Annotated in this window: 17 protein-coding genes and 1 tRNA gene; 12 read left to right on the forward strand and 6 right to left on the reverse strand. The window is 74.3% G+C overall.

All coding sequences use genetic code 11. The annotated features are described in order from the left end of the window. Nucleotides 1-161 precede the first annotated feature (161 nt). The 3 genes from OVA32_RS03345 to OVA32_RS03355 are packed head-to-tail and all read left to right on the forward strand — an operon-like array spanning nucleotide 162 to nucleotide 3,354. The gene (locus OVA32_RS03345) at nucleotides 162-1,025 is read left to right on the forward strand and encodes a (Fe-S)-binding protein (protein WP_036313467.1); all 864 of its coding nucleotides are present in this window, start codon (nucleotides 162-164) and stop codon (nucleotides 1,023-1,025) included. Beyond that, nucleotides 1,022-2,662 (forward strand): LutB/LldF family L-lactate oxidation iron-sulfur protein, encoded by a 1,641-nt coding sequence (locus OVA32_RS03350; RefSeq protein WP_206481712.1) that lies wholly within the window; start codon nucleotides 1,022-1,024, stop codon nucleotides 2,660-2,662. Before OVA32_RS03345 ends, OVA32_RS03350 begins: the two co-directional genes overlap by 4 nt. Continuing rightward, complete coding sequence (locus OVA32_RS03355; RefSeq protein ID WP_206481715.1) at nucleotides 2,659-3,354, forward strand: LutC/YkgG family protein; 696 nt, start codon at nucleotides 2,659-2,661, stop codon at nucleotides 3,352-3,354. Before OVA32_RS03350 ends, OVA32_RS03355 begins: the two co-directional genes overlap by 4 nt. Nucleotides 3,355-3,386: 32 nt before the next feature. Here the strand turns inward: OVA32_RS03355 and OVA32_RS03360 are convergent, their stop codons facing one another. The 3 genes from OVA32_RS03360 to OVA32_RS03370 are packed head-to-tail and all read right to left on the reverse strand — an operon-like array spanning nucleotide 3,387 to nucleotide 5,477. Then, on the reverse strand, nucleotides 3,387-3,596 hold the full coding sequence (locus tag OVA32_RS03360; protein ID WP_020624127.1) for a hypothetical protein: 210 nt from the start codon (nucleotides 3,594-3,596) through the stop codon (nucleotides 3,387-3,389). Nucleotides 3,597-3,617: 21 nt separating this feature from the next. Further along, nucleotides 3,618-3,746 (reverse strand): putative transporter small subunit, encoded by a 129-nt coding sequence (locus tag OVA32_RS03365; protein WP_036339645.1) that lies wholly within the window; start codon nucleotides 3,744-3,746, stop codon nucleotides 3,618-3,620. Nucleotides 3,747-3,779: 33 nt separating this feature from the next. Further along, nucleotides 3,780-5,477 carry a sodium:solute symporter family protein gene (locus tag OVA32_RS03370; protein ID WP_060974162.1) on the reverse strand — a complete coding sequence of 566 codons (1,698 nt, stop codon included), beginning with the start codon at nucleotides 5,475-5,477 and terminating at the stop codon, nucleotides 3,780-3,782. A 352-nt stretch (nucleotides 5,478-5,829) separates the two neighbouring features. On the opposite strand from OVA32_RS03370, the gene OVA32_RS03375 reads away from it, so the two are divergent. From OVA32_RS03375 to OVA32_RS03390, 4 genes are all read left to right on the forward strand, one after another. Continuing rightward, nucleotides 5,830-6,240, forward strand: coding sequence for a hypothetical protein (locus OVA32_RS03375; protein ID WP_060974163.1), 411 nt, complete (start codon nucleotides 5,830-5,832; stop codon nucleotides 6,238-6,240). 34 nt (nucleotides 6,241-6,274) lie between these two features. After that, nucleotides 6,275-6,347 (forward strand) — tRNA-Ala (locus OVA32_RS03380). Nucleotides 6,348-6,593: 246 nt separating this feature from the next. Continuing rightward, nucleotides 6,594-7,721, forward strand: coding sequence for a glycosyltransferase (locus tag OVA32_RS03385; protein ID WP_267715232.1), 1,128 nt, complete (start codon nucleotides 6,594-6,596; stop codon nucleotides 7,719-7,721). Beyond that, nucleotides 7,721-8,812 (forward strand): glycosyl transferase, encoded by a 1,092-nt coding sequence (locus tag OVA32_RS03390; protein WP_267715234.1) that lies wholly within the window; start codon nucleotides 7,721-7,723, stop codon nucleotides 8,810-8,812. The genes OVA32_RS03385 and OVA32_RS03390 overlap by 1 nt, the downstream gene beginning before the upstream one ends. 28 nt (nucleotides 8,813-8,840) lie before the next feature. Here the strand turns inward: OVA32_RS03390 and OVA32_RS03395 are convergent, their stop codons facing one another. Continuing rightward, the gene (locus tag OVA32_RS03395) at nucleotides 8,841-10,835 is read right to left on the reverse strand and encodes a glycosyltransferase (RefSeq protein WP_210079053.1); all 1,995 of its coding nucleotides are present in this window, start codon (nucleotides 10,833-10,835) and stop codon (nucleotides 8,841-8,843) included. A 164-nt stretch (nucleotides 10,836-10,999) separates the two neighbouring features. Between OVA32_RS03395 and OVA32_RS03400 the strand changes: the two genes are divergently transcribed. The 4 genes from OVA32_RS03400 to OVA32_RS03415 all read left to right on the forward strand — a co-directional run bounded on the left by OVA32_RS03400 (nucleotide 11,000) and on the right by OVA32_RS03415 (nucleotide 15,914). Next, nucleotides 11,000-12,112 carry a glycosyltransferase family 4 protein gene (locus OVA32_RS03400; RefSeq protein WP_144825180.1) on the forward strand — a complete coding sequence of 371 codons (1,113 nt, stop codon included), beginning with the start codon at nucleotides 11,000-11,002 and terminating at the stop codon, nucleotides 12,110-12,112. Further along, a complete protein-coding gene (locus tag OVA32_RS03405; RefSeq protein WP_260849725.1) occupies nucleotides 12,109-13,488 on the forward strand; it encodes a glycosyltransferase in 1,380 nt (459 codons plus the stop codon). Before OVA32_RS03400 ends, OVA32_RS03405 begins: the two co-directional genes overlap by 4 nt. A gap of 178 nt (nucleotides 13,489-13,666) precedes the next feature. Further along, a complete protein-coding gene (locus OVA32_RS03410; protein WP_119217778.1) occupies nucleotides 13,667-14,620 on the forward strand; it encodes a WcbI family polysaccharide biosynthesis putative acetyltransferase in 954 nt (317 codons plus the stop codon). Between the two features lie 112 nt (nucleotides 14,621-14,732). Further along, nucleotides 14,733-15,914 (forward strand): NAD(P)/FAD-dependent oxidoreductase, encoded by a 1,182-nt coding sequence (locus OVA32_RS03415; protein WP_078026234.1) that lies wholly within the window; start codon nucleotides 14,733-14,735, stop codon nucleotides 15,912-15,914. A 170-nt stretch (nucleotides 15,915-16,084) separates the two neighbouring features. On the opposite strand, the gene OVA32_RS03420 is transcribed toward OVA32_RS03415, so the two are convergent. After that, nucleotides 16,085-16,846, reverse strand: coding sequence for an OBAP family protein (locus OVA32_RS03420; RefSeq protein ID WP_237069058.1), 762 nt, complete (start codon nucleotides 16,844-16,846; stop codon nucleotides 16,085-16,087). 327 nt (nucleotides 16,847-17,173) lie between these two features. On the opposite strand from OVA32_RS03420, the gene OVA32_RS03425 reads away from it, so the two are divergent. Continuing rightward, entirely contained in the window at nucleotides 17,174-17,449 is a 276-nt protein-coding gene (locus tag OVA32_RS03425; protein WP_041102637.1) for a DUF1540 domain-containing protein, read from the forward strand. Nucleotides 17,450-17,458: 9 nt separating this feature from the next. On the opposite strand, the gene OVA32_RS03430 is transcribed toward OVA32_RS03425, so the two are convergent. Further along, nucleotides 17,459-18,286, reverse strand: a complete 828-nt coding sequence (locus tag OVA32_RS03430) for a hypothetical protein (protein ID WP_144786454.1) — start codon at nucleotides 18,284-18,286, stop codon at nucleotides 17,459-17,461. Between the last annotated feature and the right edge of the window lie 153 nt (nucleotides 18,287-18,439).

Consider the following 18,439-nt stretch of genomic DNA (forward strand, 5'->3'; position numbering starts at 1 on the left):
TCGGGCCGGTGATGGTCGGACCACTGTGGTCAGACCAAGGAGCGTACTGTGAGGGTGGTCACCTTGCAAGAGGCTGGCATGATATGGTCTGACCACTACGGCACCCGTGTGCTGGCGCACCGCACGGCGCCCCAGGCGCCCCGTCCGGAACGGAGACCGGCATGAGAATCGCCCTGTTCGCCACGTGCATCGTGGACGCGATGTACCCCAAGGTGGCCCTCGCCACCGTCCGCATCCTCGAGCGGCTCGGCCATGAGGTGGTCTTCCCGCCCGGCCAGGTCTGCTGCTCGCAGATGCACGTCAACAGCGGGTACGTGAAGGACGCCCTGCCCGTGGTGCGCAACCACGTCCGCACCTTCATGAAGGCCGACTACGACCTCGCCGTCGCCCCCTCCGCCTCCTGCGTGGCCTCGCTCGGCCACCAGCAGCCGGACGTCGCCCGCTCCGGCGGGGACGAGGGTCTGGCCCGCGACGCCGAGGTCGTCGCCTCCCGCACCCTCGAGCTGTCGCAGCTGCTCACGGACGTCCTCGGGGTGACGGACGCCGGGGCCCAGCTCGGCTCCTGGTTCCCGCACACCGTGACCTACCACCCCTCCTGCCACGGCATGCGCCTGCTGCGCCTGGGCTCGCGCCAGGAGGACCTGCTGCGCACCGTCGCGGACATCGACCTGCGCCCGCTGCCGGACGCCGAGGAGTGCTGCGGCTTCGGCGGCACCTTCTCCCTGAAGAACCCGGACGTCTCCGCCGCCATCGCGGAGGAGAAGATCGAGAAGGTCACCGCGTCCGGCGCCTCCCTCTGCACGGGCGGCGACGCCTCCTGCCTGCTCCACCTGGACGGGGCCATGCACCGTCGCGAGGCGCGCGGCCAGGACGGCCGCCCGCTGCGCACCGTGCACCTCGCCGAGATCCTCGCGGCCACCCGGGAGAACCCGCTCGAGGTCGACGGCCCCGTCGAACTGTCCATCCCCGCGTCCGCCGGCGCCCGCCGCGGACCGTCCGCCCGTGTTGAGGAGGCCCGCCGATGAGCACCGCACCCACCCGCGTGCGCCTGGGAATGCCCACCGTCCGCCCCGTCCACGGCGAGGGCGAGATCCTGCTGAACACCCCGTTCCCCGAGTCTGCCCGCGAGCAGCTGGGGAACGGCCAGATGCGCGCCAACATCCGCCGGGCCACGCACACCATCCGTGCCAAGCGTGCCGGCGTCGTCGAGGAGCTGCCGGACTGGCAGGAGCTGCGCGCCGCCGGCTCCGCGCTGAAGCAGTCCGTCATGGCGGACCTGCCCGCGCTCCTGGAGCGGCTCGAGTCCGAGGTCACCGCGCGCGGCGGCGTCGTGCACTGGGCCCGGGACGCGGCCGAGGCCAACCGCATCATCACGGAGCTCGTCACCGCCAAGGGCGTGGACGAGGTGATCAAGGTCAAGTCCATGGCCACCCAGGAGATCGGCCTGGACGCCGCGCTCGAGCATGCCGGCGTGGCCGCCGTCGAGACGGACCTGGCCGAGCTCATCGTCCAGCTCGGCCACGACCGGCCCAGCCACATCCTCGTCCCGGCGATCCATCGCAATCGCCGGGAGATCCGGGATATCTTCCTCCGGGAGATGCCGGACACGGACGAGAGCCTCACCTCCGAGCCGGCCGATCTGGCCGAGGCCGCACGCCGGCACCTGCGCGAGAAGTTCCTGAGCACGAAGGTGGCGATCTCCGGGGCGAACTTCGGCGTCGCCGAGACGGGCACGCTCTCCGTCGTCGAGTCGGAGGGCAACGGCCGCATGTGCCTGACCCTGCCGGAGACGCTGATCACCGTGATGGGCATCGAGAAGCTCGTGCCCACCTTCGAGGACCTCGAGGTGTTCCTGCAGCTGCTGCCGCGCTCGTCCACGGGCGAGCGGATGAACCCGTACACCTCCATGTGGACGGGCGTCACCGAGGGCGACGGTCCTCAGGAGTTCCACCTGGTCCTGCTGGACAACGGCCGCTCCGCGGTGCTGTCCGACCCGAAGGGCCGTTCCGCGCTGCACTGCATCCGCTGCTCGGCGTGCATGAACGTGTGCCCCGTGTACGAGCAGACCGGCGGCCACGCCTACGGCTCGGTCTACCCGGGCCCGATCGGCGCGATCCTCTCCCCGCAGCTCACCGGTGTGGACGCGGGGGAGAACGGCACCCTGCCCTACGCCTCCACGCTGTGCGGCGCGTGCTACGACGTCTGCCCCGTGGCCATCGACATCCCCTCGATCCTCATCCACCTCCGGGACGAGGACGTGCAGGCCACCCACGCCGCCCGGAAGGCCCTGCGCACGGAGAAGGACGCCGCTGCCGGCCCCCTGGCCCGCGCCAAGGCGGCGGTGGAGTCCGTCACGCCCTCGCAGATGGACGTGGCGATGAAGGGCGCCTCCGTGGTGATGTCCTCGGGTCGGCGCATGTCGCTGGCCGAGCGGGGCCTGGGGTTGGGCCGGGTCGCGGCCGGGCCGGACCGGGTGCTCGGCTGGCTGCCGGGCATCGCCGGCGGATGGACCCACGAGCGTGACGTGCCGGCGCCCCCGCGGGAGTCCTTCCGCAACTGGTGGGCCCGCCACAAGGATGAGACCGAGCACCGGACCGCCCTGGACGGCGTCGCCGGGCTGGACCGCCAGGAGGACGAGCACGTCGAGGAGGACGGACGATGAGCGAGGCGAAGGCCGAGATCCTGCGGCGCATCCGCGAGGCGACGGCGGACGGGCCGGTCGCGGACCCGGTGCAGCGCACCTACCGGCGGACCTCCTCCCGGGACCGGGCCGAGGTGGTGGAGTTGCTGCGCGATCGGCTGATCGACTACCGGGCCTCCGTGCGGGACGAGACCGAGGAGACGGTGGCCGCGGCCACCGCCGAGCTGCTCGGCCCGGACGCCCGGTACGTGGTGCCGGCCGGCCTGGAGCCGGACTGGCTCCCCACGGACTCCCGCGGGGCAGGCCGGGAGCGCATCACGGAGCCCGCGGTGGGCCACACGGGGGAGCGGGCCGCGGTCCGCGGCGCCCACGACGGCGAGCGCGAGCCCCTCAGCGTGGACGCGCTGAACGAGGTGGACGCGGTGGTGACGTCCTCGACGGTCTCCTGCGCGGAGACCGGGACGATCTTCCTCAGCGGCCGCCCCGACGAGGGCCGCCGGGCGATCACCCTGGTCCCGGACCACCACGTGTGCATCGTGCCGCTGGACTCCGTGGTGGAGCTCTTCCCGGAGGCGCTGGCCCGCGTGGAGGCGACGGCGCCGATCACCATGATCTCCGGTCCCTCGGCCACGAGCGACATCGAGCTCGAGCGCGTCGAAGGCGTGCACGGGCCGCGCCGCCTGGACGTGATCCTGCTCGACCGCGCTCGCTGACGCGGGCGCGGTATAGCAGGGGATCGAGCGGGTCAGGCCCCCTCGACGACGGCGCCGCCGGCGCGGCCCGTCTCGAGGTGGGCCTGACGCTCCCGCACGCCGCCGTACAGGGCGACGAACAGCAGCGCGAGACCGGCGGTCACGAGCAAGTGTTCGAGCCCGGCGATGCCCGGGATGGCGGCCGAGGTCTCGGCGGGCGTCAGGCGGAAGACCGTGTCGAGGGCGAGGACCACCAGGGTCACGGGCCGCCCCCGGCGGAGGCCTCAGATGATCGAGCGGCCCTCGCGGCGGGCCGCGGCCCAGTCGGCGACGAAGCCGCGGGCGATCGCGACGAGGACGGCCAGCACGAGGACGGGCCACATCAGGACGTACAGGGTGAGACCGACGGTCATGCGGATGCTCCTTGTGAGTCGGTGGACGGGGGATCAGGACACGGGGGCCGAGGCGCGCTCGACCTGCGGCAGGTCCTCGGTCGCGGGGTCGAAGTCGCCGGTCACGCGCGCGATCCGGTCGAAGTCGAAGTCCTGCCCGGAGCGGACGGACAGCCCCCAGCACACGAGGAAGGACACGGCGTAGGCCACGAGCGAGCCCGTGAGGGTGGCGTAGTCCCGCAGGAAGCCGTAGCCGAGGAACAGCATCACGACCGAGGCGATCGCGCCGACCACGACCGCCGGACGCAGGCCGAAGAAGCCGAAGCACATGATGCCCAGCACGACGCCCACGCCGAGGATCGCGAGGGTCTCCACCACGAACGCCCAGGCTCCCTCGATCGGGATCCACTCGAAGCGCACGGGCAGGAACACGGCCAGCGCGGCGAGCACGGACACCGTGAACGCGACGTTGGTGATCCTGCCCCAGTAGAAGGACGCGATCACGGGGAACACGAGGCAGCCCCACAGGGCGCCCACGAAGACCAGCAGGTCGAGGATGTCGAACTTGGCGGTGGCGAAGTACAGGGCCGCCGCCGTCGCCACGATCATGGTGATGCGGCCGATCAGCAGCATGGTCTTCGGGTCGGCGTTCTTGCGGCCGACCGACTGGCCGTAGACGTCCGTCATCACGATCGACGAGAGGGCGGACAGGTCCGAGTCGGCGGTGGAGGACAGCGAGCCGATGATCATCAGGAACGCCAGGGCCACGAGCGCCAGCGGCAGGTGGTCGGCGACCATCTGCGGCAGGAGGTTGTTGACGTCGCCGTCGAGCGGCTCGACGCCCAGGTAGAGCGCCATGACGCCGAGCATGCCGACGCCGATCACGGTGCCGCCGTAGCCGAGGGTGGCCGTGATGAAGGTGGGCTTGATGAGGTCCTCACGCACGGCGAAGAGGCGCTGGGCGATGGTCTGGTTGCCGATCGCGTAGGCCAGCACGGCGGCGATGTACGGCGCCCCCTGGTTCATGAACGCCTCGGAGGAGAAGAAGCTTTGCTGCTGGGCCGTGACGTGGCCGGCCTCGACGCCGGCCTGGAACATGCCCGGGCCGCCCGCGGCGAAGAACACGGCGGGGATGATGATGACGGTCGCGCCGAGCATGGCCATCACCTGGGCGAAGTCGGTGAGCACGGAGGCGCGGAAGCCGGACCACAGGGTGTACAGCAGCACGCCCGCGGCCACGATCAGGATGCCCGCGCCGAAGGACAGCGGGGACAGCAGGGAGATCAGGGCGCCGCCGGCGATGAAGTTGGAGGTCAGGGAGATGACGGAGCCGAGCACGTTGGAGCCGGCCAGCATGAGCTGCGACGAGCGGCCGTGCCGGGCGTACATGACCTCGGCGAGGGTGTGGGCGCGCGGCGCGACCGCGCGGATGCGGCGGCCGAACGGGTAGATGAACAGGATCATCAGGGCGCCCCAGAGGCCGTAGTGGAGGGGGCCGGAGACGCCGTACGTGTAGCCGGCGGTCACGGAGGCGTACATGGAGGCGGCCCAGATCCAGGTGGCCGTCATGGAGGCGGCGGACACGCCGAAGCCGATCCGATTGCCGGCCGTCATGTAGGCGTCGGCGTTCTCCTTCTTCTTGGAGATGGCCACGGACATGATCATGGTCCCGCCGTAGAACAGCGCGACGAGCAGGATCACCCCGATCACGCCGAGCTGGGTCAGGGATGCTGCGTCCTGGGAGGGCGGCATCGGACTTCCTTTCGCACGAGTGACTGTGGACGTCCCGATCCCCCGGCGCGGTCCGGTCAGGGCACGGCTCCGCAGGGCGGAAGGTGGCGTACCGATCACGTCGCGGCCAGGGGGCCGGGGAGGTGGAGGGCATCCCGCCGGGTCCCGAGTCCACGAACGGCGAGCTCTCTGCTCAAGCCATCGCGGTCCCTCGGCCCTGGGCGGCGCTGTCAACACCGGCATCCTGGCGGAACGAGCCCACCCGGATGGGGTGATCATCACATGATCGGCGCAGAAATGGCAAAAACATAGATCCTTTTCAGCAGGGCGGGGACCATGAGTGCCCGGCGCAGAAGCCGGACAGAATGGGCGGATGACCGTTCCTTCCGGCTCCCCGGCCGCTCCCTCCGCCCCCGCTTCCCCACGACGGCGCCGCGCCCTGGCGGCGGCGCTGGCCGTCGCCGTCGCGGTGCAGCTGGTGGTGCTGTACCTGCCGGGCGAGCAGGTGCCGGAGGCCGGGTTCACCGTGCCCGGACTGGACAAGGCGATCCACGTGGCCGTGTTCGCGCTGCCCGCGTTCCTCGCCGTGTGGCGGGGGCGGAGCGCGTGGTGGGCGCTGCCGTTCGCGGTGCACGCGCCGGTGAGCGAGCTCGTGCAGCACGCGTGGGTGCCGCTGCGGACGGGGGACCCGGTGGATGTCGTCGCGGATCTGGCGGGTGTGGTGCTCGGCGTGGTCGCCGCGGGGCGCCGCCGGATTGGAGGATCGGGGGCGTCGGGCGTATGATGGTCCGGTGCACTCCTGCGGGAGGGCATGACCTGGGGCTATAGCTCAGTTGGTAGAGCGTTTCGTTCGCAATGAAAAGGTCAGGGGTTCAATTCCCCTTAGCTCCACGGACCGTCCCGGTCCGCGATCCTCGAGGTCGCGGGCCGGGACTTTCTCGTGACGGGGGCGTGTGCGCCTGCCCTGCCCTCACCCCCGGGAGGGGGGCCGGCGCTTCCGGGGGGACCCCCCGGGTGTCTACAGTGCCGGGGTACGTCAGCGCGGACGTGATGCGGTCGTGTCACCGCAGGTCAGTCGCGCTTCTGCCGCCCCGCACGGGGCCGTTCGGCCCGGCCCGGGCCGGGAAGGGGACGCCGATGCGCATCAGCGTGCTCACCCACATGCTCCACCCCATTCGTTCGCCCTACGAGGGCGGGCTGGAGATGCACACGGCCATGACCGTGGAGCACCTCGTGCGCCGGGGCCACGACGTCACCGTCTACGCGCGGGAGGGCACCCGGGTGCCGGGCGACGTCGTCGCCGTGCTGCCCGCCGAGGGCGCCGGCCCGGGCCGCGCGGGCGCCCGCGTGCGCGAGGAGGCCGCCCGCCGGGCCTGCGCGTTGATCCTCGATGACGACTCCGACGCCGTCCTGAACAACTCCCTCTCTCCGGCGCCGCTCGAGCTGCTGCGCGCCCGCCCCATGGTCACCGTCCTGCACACGCCGGCCACGCTGGCGGAGGTGCTGGCCGTCGTCGACGCCCCGGGCTGGACAGCCCCCGACCACCACCGGTGGGCCTCGGTGTCCGCGTCGAACGCGCTGGCCTGGCAGCATCGGCTGCCGCGGGTGGATGTGGTGCCCAACGGGATCGAGCTGCACCAGTGGGTCTCCGACGCCGTCCCCGTGCGTGGCCGCGCCGTGTGGTCGGGCCGGATCACGGCGGAGAAGGGCCTGCACGTGGCGATCGACGCCGCCCGGATCGCGGGCATGGAGCTGCACTTCGCCGGGCCGATCTCGGACGAGGAGTACCACGCCCGCGAGGTCGTGCCGCGGCTCGGTCCGGACACCGTCTACCACGGCCACCTCGACCATCACGCGCTGCCGCACATGCTCGCCACGGGCGAGGTCTTCCTGGCCACGCCCCTGTGGGCCGAGCCGTTCGGGCTCGCCGTGGTGGAGGCCATGGCGCTCGGCGTGCCGGTGGCCGCGCTGCTCAGCGGCGCGATGGGGGAGATCGTCGCCCCGCAGGCCGGCGCACTGGCCGTGCACCACACGGCGCAGGAGCTCGCGGTCTCGATCCGTCACGCCCGCCGCAAGGACCGGGGACGCGTGCGCGCGTGGGCCTGCCGGTTCAGCGCGGAGACCATGGTGGAGGGCTACGTGGACCTGCTCGAGCAGGCCGCCGAGGACGCCCGTGACCTCGCCGCCGCCGAGGACGCGTATGGGTTCGACCCGCAGGGGGTCCCGCGCCCGTCCGCCGATGCGGCGGACCTGGAGTCCCTCTGATGGCTCCGGCCCGCAGGCGGGTCCTCTACTACGCCCACCAGCACGGGGCGGGGCACCTGCGGCACGCCGCCGGCCTGGCGTCGACCGGGGCGTTCGACGTGACGGTCGTGACCGCCCACCCCCGGGCGGCCGAACTGCTGCCCGCGGACGTCCCCGTCATCCCGCTGCCCTCGGACCTCGTGCCCGGCCACCAGCAGCCGGCCCGCTCGCCCCTGCACTGGTCCCCGGTGGGGACCGAGATCCGGGCGCGCTTCGACGCCCTCCACGCGGCGGCGCAACGGGTGGACCCGGACGTGTGCGTGGTGGACGTGTCCGTGGAGGCGGCCCTGTTCCTGCGCCTGGCGGGCTGGCCCGTGCTGCACCGCCGCATGCACGGCGAGCGCACCGACCCCGCGCACGCCCTCGTCTACGCCGAGGCCGACGGCCTCTTCGCCCACTACGCCGCCGAGCTCGAGGTCCCCGCCTGGCGCGCCGCCCACGCGGACCGGGTCACCTACCTCGGGGTCGCGGACGTCACCGGCCGGCTCGGCACCCGCGCCACGACGACGTCGTCCGCCGGCGCCGCCCCACGCGTCGCCGTGATCGCCGGGACAGGCGGCGGCGGGGTGCGGGCCGCGGACCTGGCCCGGGCGGCATCCGCCGTGCCGGAGGCGACGTGGGAGGTGTACGGCCCGATCGCCGGGGTGGGCGATCCGGAGGCGCCGGGCGGGCTCGCGGCGGAGGCGATGCCCACCACCGTGACGCTGCACGGCTGGGTCCAGGCGCCGGCCCGCCGGGCCGCGGACGCCGACGTCGTGGTGGTCTCGGCCGGGCACAACGCCGTGGTGGACGCCGCCCGCTCCGGCCGCCCCGTGGTGCTCGCCCCCGAGCCGCGGCCGTTCGACGAGCAGCGCGTGTTCGTCCGCGAGATCCACCGGGCCGCGGGCGTGCCGTGGTGCGCGTGGGAGGACCCGGACGCCGACTGGGCCGGCGCGGTGCGCGGCGCCCTCGCGGACCCGGCCGCCGCCGATCGGCTCGCGGGCCTGCTGCTCGTGGCGCCGGACGAGTACCGGCGGCGCTGGGAGGCGGCGATCGAGGGCGCCCTGGGCTGAGCCCCGATCGCCCCCGGCGCGTCGCCCCTCAGTACGCGGCGTCGTCGCGGCGGGCGGCCGTCAGCTCCGCCTCCGTGGGGTGACGCAGCAGCGCGAGCCGCTCCCCCTCGGGGTCCCACGCGATCAGCCCCGCGTCCGCGAACGCGCGCAGCCACCCCTCCATGGCCCATCGGCCGTGCACCTGCCGGAAGCGGCGGGCGTTGACCAGGATGTCCTCGAGGTGGTGCAGCGGCGGGACCATCACCCCGTGGTGCTGGTGGAACGCCTCGGCGGGGCTGAACCGCAGCGTCAGGCCGGCGTCGCGGGCGCGGAAGGCCAGGTCCGTGTCCTCGGCGCCGTAGCCGGTGAAGCCCGCGTCGAAACCGCCGATGCGGGCCAGGTCCGCGCGGCGCAACGCCAGGATCAGCGTCCACACGAGGTGCCACTCGTCCGAAGGGCCGGCGGTCAGGTGCGCGCGCGCCCGGTGGGGCACGGAGAGGCGGCGCAGCAGGGCGTCAGCGCGGTGCGAGGTCAGATCGGCCTCCCCGACGTCGCGGGTCCAGCCCGGCCGCAGGTAGCGGGGCCGGCCCATCACCACGGACCCGGGGTGGGCCGCGACCTCGGTGGCCAGCACGCCGACGGTCTCGGCCGCCGGGATGCAGTCCACGTCGAGGAAGACGAGGATCTCGCCGGTGGCGAGCTCGGCCGCGCGGTTGCGGGCCTGCGCCAGCGGCAGGCCGGCCTCGGCGGCCACGTGCCCCACCGTGACGGGCAGGTCCGTGGCCGGGACGCGCCCGTCCGGCTGGCCCATGAACACCACGACCACCTGGTCCGGGCGGCGGTGGGAGCGCTCCAGCCCGGCGATCACGCGGGCCAGGTGCTCGTCCCGGTGCCCCGTGATGACCAGCACGGACACGCCCGGCAGCGCCCCGCGCGCCCGGGCGAGGGCCTCGCGGTAGACGGCCACGTGGGCGGCGGCCACGCGACGGCGCTGCCGGGCCCGGGCGGCCGGGTCGGCGGGGGCCGTGCGCGCGCGGGCGCGCACGAGCGTCTCGAGCGCGTCGGCGAGGGAGTCGGGGTCCTCCGGGTCGAACGCGGCGAGCGAGTCGGGGGTCAACCAGGCGCCGGACTGGTCCGCGATGTGCCCGATGTCCGCGACGGCCACCGGCACCCCCAGGTCCCGGCACATCTCCACCCAGCCCGAGTGGGTGCCGACGCGGTACGGCAGCACGGACACGTCCACGTCGCGCAGCAGCGCGTGCAGGGCGGGGTCGTCGAGCCGGTCGTGCTGCCACAGCTCGAAGCCGTGGTGGGCGCAGCCCGCGCGCAGCGCGGCCAGGGCGTCCTCGTCCTGCACGGTGTCCTGGACCTCCACGGTCACCCGCGCGTCGACGCCGCGGTCGGCCAGCGTCCCGACGGCGGCGGCCAGCACCGGCAGCAGCGCCACCGGGGCCACCTGGGCCCGCAGGTCCTTGGCGTGCACCAGCAGGCGGGCGGGGGCGGCCGCGCCGTCGCCGTCGTCGGACGCGTCGGGGGGCAGCACGCCGGGGGCGTCGTCGTCGCCCCGCGCCGCGAGGTCCTCGAGCGGGACGATGTGCGGGTGGGGGACCACGAGGGCGCGCACGCCGTAGTCGCGGGCGAGGGTCGCCGCGGCGCCGGGGGTGAGCGTGAGCACGGCGTCCGCGCGGCCCAGCAGCACGGCCAGGCGGTCCCGGTGGGGGCCCTGGTCCGTCAGGTGCGGGTTCTCGAGGTCGTGCACGGTCACGACGACGGCGCCCCCGTGCGCGTGCTGCGCGTCCAGGGCGGCGGCCAGCTGGGCGGGGCTGAAGTGCTCGAAGCCGAAGTGCACGTGCAGCACGTCCGGGCGGTGCTCGGCCAGCCACTCCGCGCGCAGGGCCCGGGGCGGCCACCACTGGTGCGCGGGCGCGCCCGGCACCGGCGGGTCCGGCAGGAACTCCACGTCCGGCGCGGCGCCCGGGTCGAGGGGGCGGATCGCGCGGGTGTACGGGTGCTGCGCGGGCACGTGCTGGACGGTGATGCTCACGGGGGAGGGCCTCCTGACCTGGGGATGCGATGCCGCGCGGGCGGCGTGTCCCCGTCCCGGGTCGGGGGTCGCGGAATCTAGTCTGTCAGGGCAGGATCGGAGAATCGGAGCAGCGGCATCCTGTCCGTTCCGGCGCGCCGCCGCGTCGAGGAGCGCCGCCGCAGGTGAAGGGGATCGTGGACGTGGACTCGCAGCCGCAGGGACGTGTGCTGTACGTGACCGTGGGCGCGCCGGAGCACGGCGTGGTGCGCCATGGCCGGCAGACCGCCGCCGCCCTCCGTCGGGTGGGCGCCGAGGTGGAGCTGCTCACGGCGGAGGACGTCGCGGCGTTCCGGGGCCTCGTGCCCGTGCTGGAGGAGGCGCGCGCGCTGGGCGCCGCCGTGCACCTGGACGTCACGGACGCGCTGTTCGGCCCCACCGCGACCGCCGCCGCGGACCTGCTCGTCGACGTCCTGCCCGAGGGCACCACGCTCACCCTGCACGACATCCCGCAGCCCGCCGAGGGCGACGGCCGCTACCGCCGCCGCGGCGAGGCATACGCGCGGCTCGCCCAGGCGGTGGACGGCGTCGTGGTGTCCTCGCAGCACGAGCGGGCGCTGCTGGCGGACCTGGTGGACGTGGCCGCGGACGTGGTCCCGCTGCCCGTGGAGGACCGCCGGGCCGCGGCCGCCCGCGCCGAGCCGGTGGTGCCGGAGAGCATGGCCGGCCTCGACCGGGACCTCGTGCTCTTCGGCTTCGTCTACCCGGGCAAGGGGCACGCCCTCGCCCTGGAGGCCCTCACCGAGCTGCACCGCCAGTGGGGCCCGGATTCCGGGGCGCCGCGCCGGCTGACGGCGCTCGGACCCGTCAGCATCGGGCATGACGACCTCGTGGCGGAGCTGACCCGCGACGCCGAGGCGCGCGGCCTGGAGTTCCGCGTCACCGGGTTCGTGCCGGACGAGTTCGCGGACGCGGCCCTGCTCTCGGCGGGCATCCCGTTCGCGGCGCACCGCAACGTGTCCGCGTCCGGGTCCCTGGCGGCGTGGACCTCGGTGGGGCGGAGGGCGATCGCCTCCGCGGGCCGCTACACGGAGGAGATGGAGCGCCTGCGCCCGGGCACCCTGCGGCTCGTGCACCCGAACGGGTCGCCGGCCTTCGCGCTGGCCGAGGCGATCGCCGAGGCGGTCGAGGACCCCGAGCGCACGTGGCTCGACCCCGCCGTGGACCTCTCGCCCGGGGCCGAGGACTGCGCGCGGATGCTCTTCGACGTGCTCCGCCGCGTGCACAGGTGGACGTGAGCGCTGCCGTCTCCGTGGTGGTGCCCTACTACCGGGCCCAGGCGGACCTCGACCGGCTCACGGCCGCGCTCGCGGCCCAGCGCGGCCTGACCGGCGGGCTGCAGCTCGTGGTGGCCGACGACGGCTCGCCCGTCCCGCCCCGGGTGGACCCGGGCCTGCCGTTCGACGTGGTGACCGTGCGCCAGCGGGACCGCGGGTTCCGCGCCTCGGCGGCCCGGGCGCTCGGGGCGGAGGCGGCCGACGGCGACGTGCTCGCCTTCCTCGACGGGGACATGCTCCCCGAGCCCGGGTACCTCGCCGCGGCGCTGGCGGCGGTGGCCACGGCGCCCCGGGACGCCGCGGTGGTGGGTCGGCGGCGGCACCTGGCCGAGGCCTGGCTGGAGCGGGCCTGGGCGGACGGCTGGCGGCCCGGGGACGAGGTGCCGGAGAGCTCCCGCCTGGCTGAGCCGGCGTGGCTGGGTGACGGGTACCGCGCGACGGACGACCTGCGCCGCGCCGACTCCACCGGCTACCGGTACGTCATCTCGGCCGTGCTCACGATGGCGCGCGAGGTCTACGAGGACGCCGGCGGCTTCGACCCCGCGTTCGTGGGCTACGGCGGGGAGGACTGGGAGCTGGCGCACCGGCTGTGGCGCGTGGGGGCGGCCCTGCGCCACGCGCCGGACGCCGTGGCGTGGCAGGCCGGCGCCGACTTCGGCGGACGCGGCGACACCGCCGAGGCCGCCCGGGTGAAGGCCCGCGAGGCGCTCGTGCTCGCCTCGCGCATCCCCGCGACGACGGCCCGCGGCCACGGCCTGTCCCTGGCCGGCCCGCTGCGGGTCGAGGCGCGCGTGCGGGTGCCGGAGGGCGCGGACGGCGCGGCGGCGGCCGTGGTGGCGGTGGACGCCGTGCTGCGCGCGGCACCGGGGGCGCGGGTCGGCGTCGTGGGCGGCCTCGACGAGGCGGCGGCGCGGGCGCTCGGCGACCCCCGCGTGCGGCTGCTGGGCGAGCCCGACGGCGGCGCGGCGGCGTCCCAGGACCTGCCGCCGACGCCGGCGCGCGGCGACCTCGACGCCGTGCGGTCGGTGCCCGACTGGTCCGTGGACGTGCACGTGCCGCTGCGGCCCGCCGCGGCCGGAGCCCGGCCTGACGCGGACGCCGTCGCCGCGTGGCTGCTGCGCCTGGAACGGGCCGGCGTCGAGCGCGTGGAGGTGCTGGGCGAGCCGGGCGAGCGGGCCGAGCGCGACGTGCTCGCCGTGCTGACGTGCGCCCGGGCGCGGTGGCGGCGTCGGCGGGGCGGGACGGCGCGGGTGTGGCGGGTGCCCGCCTCCCGGCTGGGCTGGGCGCCCGTGGCCGCCGTGCCGGACCTCGAGGCGTGGTGGGGCGGCTGGGGCTGAGCGGGCCGGTGTCCGCGGGGCTGGCACAATCGCGGACAGGACGGAGCACGGGAGGACCGATGAGCGAGCTGGACGAACTGGACTTCGCGGCGCTCTCCGCGTTCCTGGCCTGGTGGTTCGGGAAGACGGGCGTCGACTGGATCCGTCGCGAGGACGGCTGAGGAGAGAGGACGCAGGCGTGCACGAGGACGAGGGACGACGCCGGCACTACGGCCACTTCTACGGGCTCGAGGACCTGCCCGAGGGTGACCTGCTGCTGGTGTGGGGCAACTGCCAGGGCGAGTCGTACCGGCGGCTGCTCGGCGGGGAGCCCGGCACACCGCTGCACGGGGCGGACCTGGTGAGCGTCCGCGTGCCGCCCGCCTTCGAGGCCCAGCCGGACGAGGTCGAGCACCTGGAGCGGCTGCTGCCCCGCGTGAAGGCCCTCGTCACCCAGCCGATCCCGCACGACTACCGGGGCATGCCCATCGGCACGGACCAGCTCGTGGCCCGGTTGCCGAAGGACGCCGCCGTGGTGCGGATCCCCGTGGTGTACGACGTCTCGCGCTTTCCCTGGCAGGTCACCCTCCGCAACTGGAAGTTCGCGCCCGGGGCGGCCGAGCGGCCGGGGGAGGACCCGCCCGTCGTGCCGTACCACGACCTGCGCGTGCTGGCCGAGGCGGCGACGGGCCGTCGTCGGGAGGTGGCGCCGGCGGCGATCCGCGAGGCCGCGGCCGCGTCCGTGCAGGCGCTGCGGGCGCGGGAGGAGGCGAAGGGGACGCTGTCCATGGCGGATCTGGTGGCGGCGGAGCGGGGCGTCGGCTTCTACACCGTGAACCACCCGACCAACATGCTGCTGACCCGCGTGGCCGAGCGCGTGGCCGGGCACCTGCCGGGCGACGTCGCCGTCCAGCCCGTGCCCGCCTCCCGCGTGCTCCTCGGCGGGGTGCGCGCGCCCCTCGAGGCGGTCGTGGTGGAGGCCCTCGACCTCGACGCCGAGCCGACCGAGGACTGGACCGTGGCCGGACAGACCGTCCCGGCCGAGCAGCTGCGACAGACCCACCTGGACTGGTACGCGCAGAACCCGCAGGCCGTGGAGGTCGGGATGCGCAAGTACGCCGACCAGCTGCGGCTGCTGGGCCTCGCGGGCTAGCGCCGGCCCCGGCCACCAGTGGAGGATGGGCGGCACGTCCCGTCTGCCGCGGAGCACGTCTGCGGGGGCGGCCGTACCGTTTCCTTGACCCCGTCACCCCACGGAGGACCACGTGACCGAGCAGTACGACATCCTGATCGTCGGCGGCGGCAACGCCGGCGTGTCCTTGGCCGCCGCACTGCGGCGGAAGCGGCAGGGTCGGGTCGCCATCGCCGACGGCCAACAGCTGCACCGCTACCGGCCGATGCTGAACTACGCGGCGGGCGGGCAGGCGGACATGGCCCGGTTCGAACGGCCGATGCGGGCCGTCATCCCGGACGGGGTCGAATGGATCCCGGACCACGTCGTGGCCGTGGACGCCGAGGAACGGACCGCGGTGACGAGCACCGGGCTGACCGTGGGCTTCCGCCACCTCGTGCTCTGCCCGGGGCTGACCCCGTGGTGGGGTGCGATCGACGGGCTGCGTGAGGCCTACGCCGCCGGATGGGCGGCGAGTGCGCACGTGCCCGAGCACGTGGACGCCGCCCGGGCGCTGCTGTCGCGTGTGGCCGCGGGGGACCGTGTGGTGGCGAATGTGCCGGCTGAGCCCTCCTCGTGCGGCGGCACCGTGCTCAAGGCGCTGTTCCTGGCCTGCGCGGCATGGGAGCGCACGGGGATCCTGCCGGACGTGGACGTCCACCTGGTGACCCCGTACGGCCGGATCCTGGACCGGCAGACCATCGACCCCGCTCTGGCCGAGGCCGTGGCGAGGTACGGCATCCATGTGCACGCCGGCGCAGAGGTGAACGCCGTGGACCACGAGGCCCGCGAGGTGGTGCTCAACACCGGTGAGCGGATCACCGACGTCGCGGCCGCGTACATCACGCCCGTGGTGCGGGCCCCGGAGTTCATCGCCGAGGCAGGCCTGGCGGACGACGGCGAGGCCGGCCTGGCGGCCGTGGATCCCGCGACCCTGCGGCATCCCGTGCACCCGCACGTGTGGGCGCTGGGCGACGCCGCCGCCCTGGGCACACGGCCCTCCGGCGGAGCCCTGCGCCGGCAGGTCAAGATCCTGACCCAGAACATCCAGGCCGCGGACGCGGGGAAGCCGCTCCAGAAGTACGACGGCTACACCGTGATCCCCGTGATGGTCAGCCGGGACGAGCTGGTCCTGGACGAGCACGTCCGCGACGGCTCCGAGGACCGGTCGATCCCCGGCGTGGACCTGACGAAGCCGCGGAAGAGCACGGCGGCCTTCGACCGCCTCGGCCAGCCCCGGATCTACTGGCACCGACTGCTCAAGGGCAAGGTCTGAGCCCAGCGTTCTCGCTGCCGCGACCCGTGCGGCGGACGTGCTGTCCCACGCGGGGCGCCCCCACCCGATCCGGATGACGGCCCCGGCCCGCCGAGCGTTTTCGTTCGGGAAACGGCGGCGTGTCGCACCGCTTTCGTTCGGGAAACGGCGCCCTGCCGACGACGCCGCCCTCAGTCGTCGCGGCCCCGCACCGGGCGCTCCTCGAGCGTGGTCTGCACGACCCGCCCGCGCTCCCAGCTGTTCGCGCCCGGCACCACATCCGGGACCGGGATGTCCGCGCGGTGGCGCCGCTTGGCCGCGGTGTCCACGCCCAGGCGCTCGTCGCGGGCGCGCAGGAGGGCCTCGTCCACCTGGCCGTCGCCGGTGAGGCCCATCATCAGCTGGGGGATGCCGTACGGGAAGTCGTCCCGGTCGTACTGCCAGGTGTGGAACGTCTTCCCGTAGGTGTGGATGAGGTCTTCGAAGTAACTGTGCTCGGCCAGCTCGGGCACCCCGGGAGCGGTGAGGGCGCCGGAGCTCACCTCGTAGTGGTGGCTGTGCCACAGGCGCCGCTCCTCGTCGGGGAGGCTGCGGAACCGCTCCTCGCTGATGATGTACTCGATGCCGATCAGCCGTGCGTCCGGCGCGTTGCGGTCGAAGATCACGCACTGGTGCAGGTCGTGGCGCAGGTGGATGCAGAAGTGGCTGGCTTCGACCTGTCGGCCGAGGTCGTCGGCGTAGAAGTGCAGTCCGTTGAGATAGGTGCTCATCGCGCCCATGGGGTACTTCGGCTGGACCAGGCCGGATGCCGCGTCCAGGAGGCGGTGCTTGAGCGGGTGACCCTTCCCGACGGCGGCCATGACGGCGATCTTGCGGGCTGCGGTGACGGCGGCCGCGGTGCCCAGTCCGGCGGCGAACCCGAGGGCGGTGGAGGACAGGCGATGGGTGCTCATGGCCCCACGCTAGGAGTGCGGGGCGGACTCGGCCAGAGTGCCGGGGCTGCCGGGGCTGCTCAGGAGGCGGGGACGGCGGATCGTCTGCGCATCTGACCCTTCTGAGTGGGCGCGTGGTCGCCAGAAGGGCCAGAGATGCAGAAGATTCCGGGCGGCCGGCGGGCACGACGTCGGTCCATACGACACGCGACAATGCGCAAAATCCATTTGCGCTAATCGTCTATCGACTAAGGATCACCCCTCTTGTGCTATTCGTGGGCCGGAGTAATCTCGATTCCAGCAGCACCGTCCCAGTCCGGGGCGGGCCCGAACCGGGAGGATCACGCCATGACCACCGCCGTCCGCACCTGCGCCGCCAGCGCCTGCGCCTTCAATGCCGAGTCGTCCTGCAATGCCCTGGCCATCACCGTCGCCGGCTCCGACCGCACGCCCGGCTGCGGCACCTTCGTCCAGCTCGACGTCCGCCGCCCGGTGACCGAGGGTGCCTCGACCGTCGGTGCGTGCCACCGCCTCGAGTGCACCTACAACGCCGACCTCGCCTGCACCGCCGAGGGCATCGAGGTCACGGACGTGGCCACCTGCGCCACCTACACGATCGACTGACGCCGCCCCTCAGGGGTGGGCGACCCGCGCCGGGATCGCGTCCAGCAGCCGCCGCCAGGCGTGCCGGGGGCTGTGATCGAGCCGGCCCGCACCGGGCAGGGCCACGTGCACCGCTGCGGCCTCGCCGTCGCGGACGCGGAGCAGGGTCACCCCGGCTTCGTCCGCGTCGAGGGCGTGGGCGGGGGACTCGGGCAGGGGCCCGGTGCCGACCTGCAACGGGGTGCTCTCGCCCGGCAGCAGGCCCAGGGAGACGGCGTCGGCCAGGTCCGCGAGCACCTCGGGGGCGGTGCCCAGCACGTCGTCCGCCAGGTCTGCGAGCTCGGCCTGGTCCACGAGCCCCCGCGACGTGAGCGGCAGGGTGTGACGGCAGAACACGGCGACGCCGTCGACGTCGTGCAGCAGGATCCGCTGGGTCTCGACGACGCCCACGCGCACCCGTGGGCCGACGTCGGCCACGAGGTCCGCGACGCGACCGCGCAGCCCCAGCTCCGCGACCTCGGCAGAGTCCCGGCACCAGCGCAGGGTGCCGAGCAGATGCACGGACGCCAGGCGGGTGGGGAGCGTGAGGTCCAGGGCGTCACGCAGGACGTCCACGCGCACGTCCAGCGGCGCGGGTGTGTGGAACGCGCCGAGCGAACCGAGGAGGTTGGGGACGTGGGCGACCACGAGGCGGCCGTCCGCGCTCACGCCGTGGACGGCCGTGGTGAGCGTCTCGCCGGCGCGGAAGGCCGTGACCTCGACGGAGCCCTCGCCTCGGAGGAGCCGCTGGGCCAGCAGCAGACGACGGGGCGCCACGGGCGGCAGCGGGTGGGCGGGGTGCGTGGAGGCGTGGGCCATGGGGGTCCTTCCGGCGGGGGTCCGAGAACCAGTAAGGCACACCTCAGTGAGATACGCAAGGCGAGTGTTGTGTATTTGTCGTACGCGGGGCGGTGGGGGCGTGTGGTGCTGGGCTACGGTGACGGGACTCACATGCCGTCGTCGAGGGAGCCA

This window comes from Micrococcus sp. SL257 (genome assembly GCF_026625585.1).
Taxonomy (GTDB): Bacteria; Actinomycetota; Actinomycetes; order Actinomycetales; family Micrococcaceae; genus Micrococcus; species Micrococcus luteus.

What these genes read in the sequence shown, in the direction of transcription:
- OVA32_RS03370 (WP_060974162.1), bottom strand. Translation starts at nt 5,477, where the DNA reads ATGCCGCCCTCCCAGGACGCAGCATCCCTGACCCAGCTCGGCGTGATC.
- OVA32_RS03385 (WP_267715232.1), top strand. Translation starts at nt 6,594, where the DNA reads ATGCGCATCAGCGTGCTCACCCACATGCTCCACCCCATTCGTTCGCCC.
- OVA32_RS03375 (WP_060974163.1), top strand. Translation starts at nt 5,830, where the DNA reads ATGACCGTTCCTTCCGGCTCCCCGGCCGCTCCCTCCGCCCCCGCTTCC.
- OVA32_RS03350 (WP_206481712.1), top strand. Translation starts at nt 1,022, where the DNA reads ATGAGCACCGCACCCACCCGCGTGCGCCTGGGAATGCCCACCGTCCGC.
- OVA32_RS03390 (WP_267715234.1), top strand. Translation starts at nt 7,721, where the DNA reads ATGGCTCCGGCCCGCAGGCGGGTCCTCTACTACGCCCACCAGCACGGG.
- OVA32_RS03345 (WP_036313467.1), top strand. Translation starts at nt 162, where the DNA reads ATGAGAATCGCCCTGTTCGCCACGTGCATCGTGGACGCGATGTACCCC.
- OVA32_RS03355 (WP_206481715.1), top strand. Translation starts at nt 2,659, where the DNA reads ATGAGCGAGGCGAAGGCCGAGATCCTGCGGCGCATCCGCGAGGCGACG.
- OVA32_RS03425 (WP_041102637.1), top strand. Translation starts at nt 17,174, where the DNA reads ATGACCACCGCCGTCCGCACCTGCGCCGCCAGCGCCTGCGCCTTCAAT.
- OVA32_RS03420 (WP_237069058.1), bottom strand. Translation starts at nt 16,846, where the DNA reads ATGAGCACCCATCGCCTGTCCTCCACCGCCCTCGGGTTCGCCGCCGGA.
- OVA32_RS03365 (WP_036339645.1), bottom strand. Translation starts at nt 3,746, where the DNA reads ATGACCGTCGGTCTCACCCTGTACGTCCTGATGTGGCCCGTCCTCGTG.
- OVA32_RS03430 (WP_144786454.1), bottom strand. Translation starts at nt 18,286, where the DNA reads ATGGCCCACGCCTCCACGCACCCCGCCCACCCGCTGCCGCCCGTGGCG.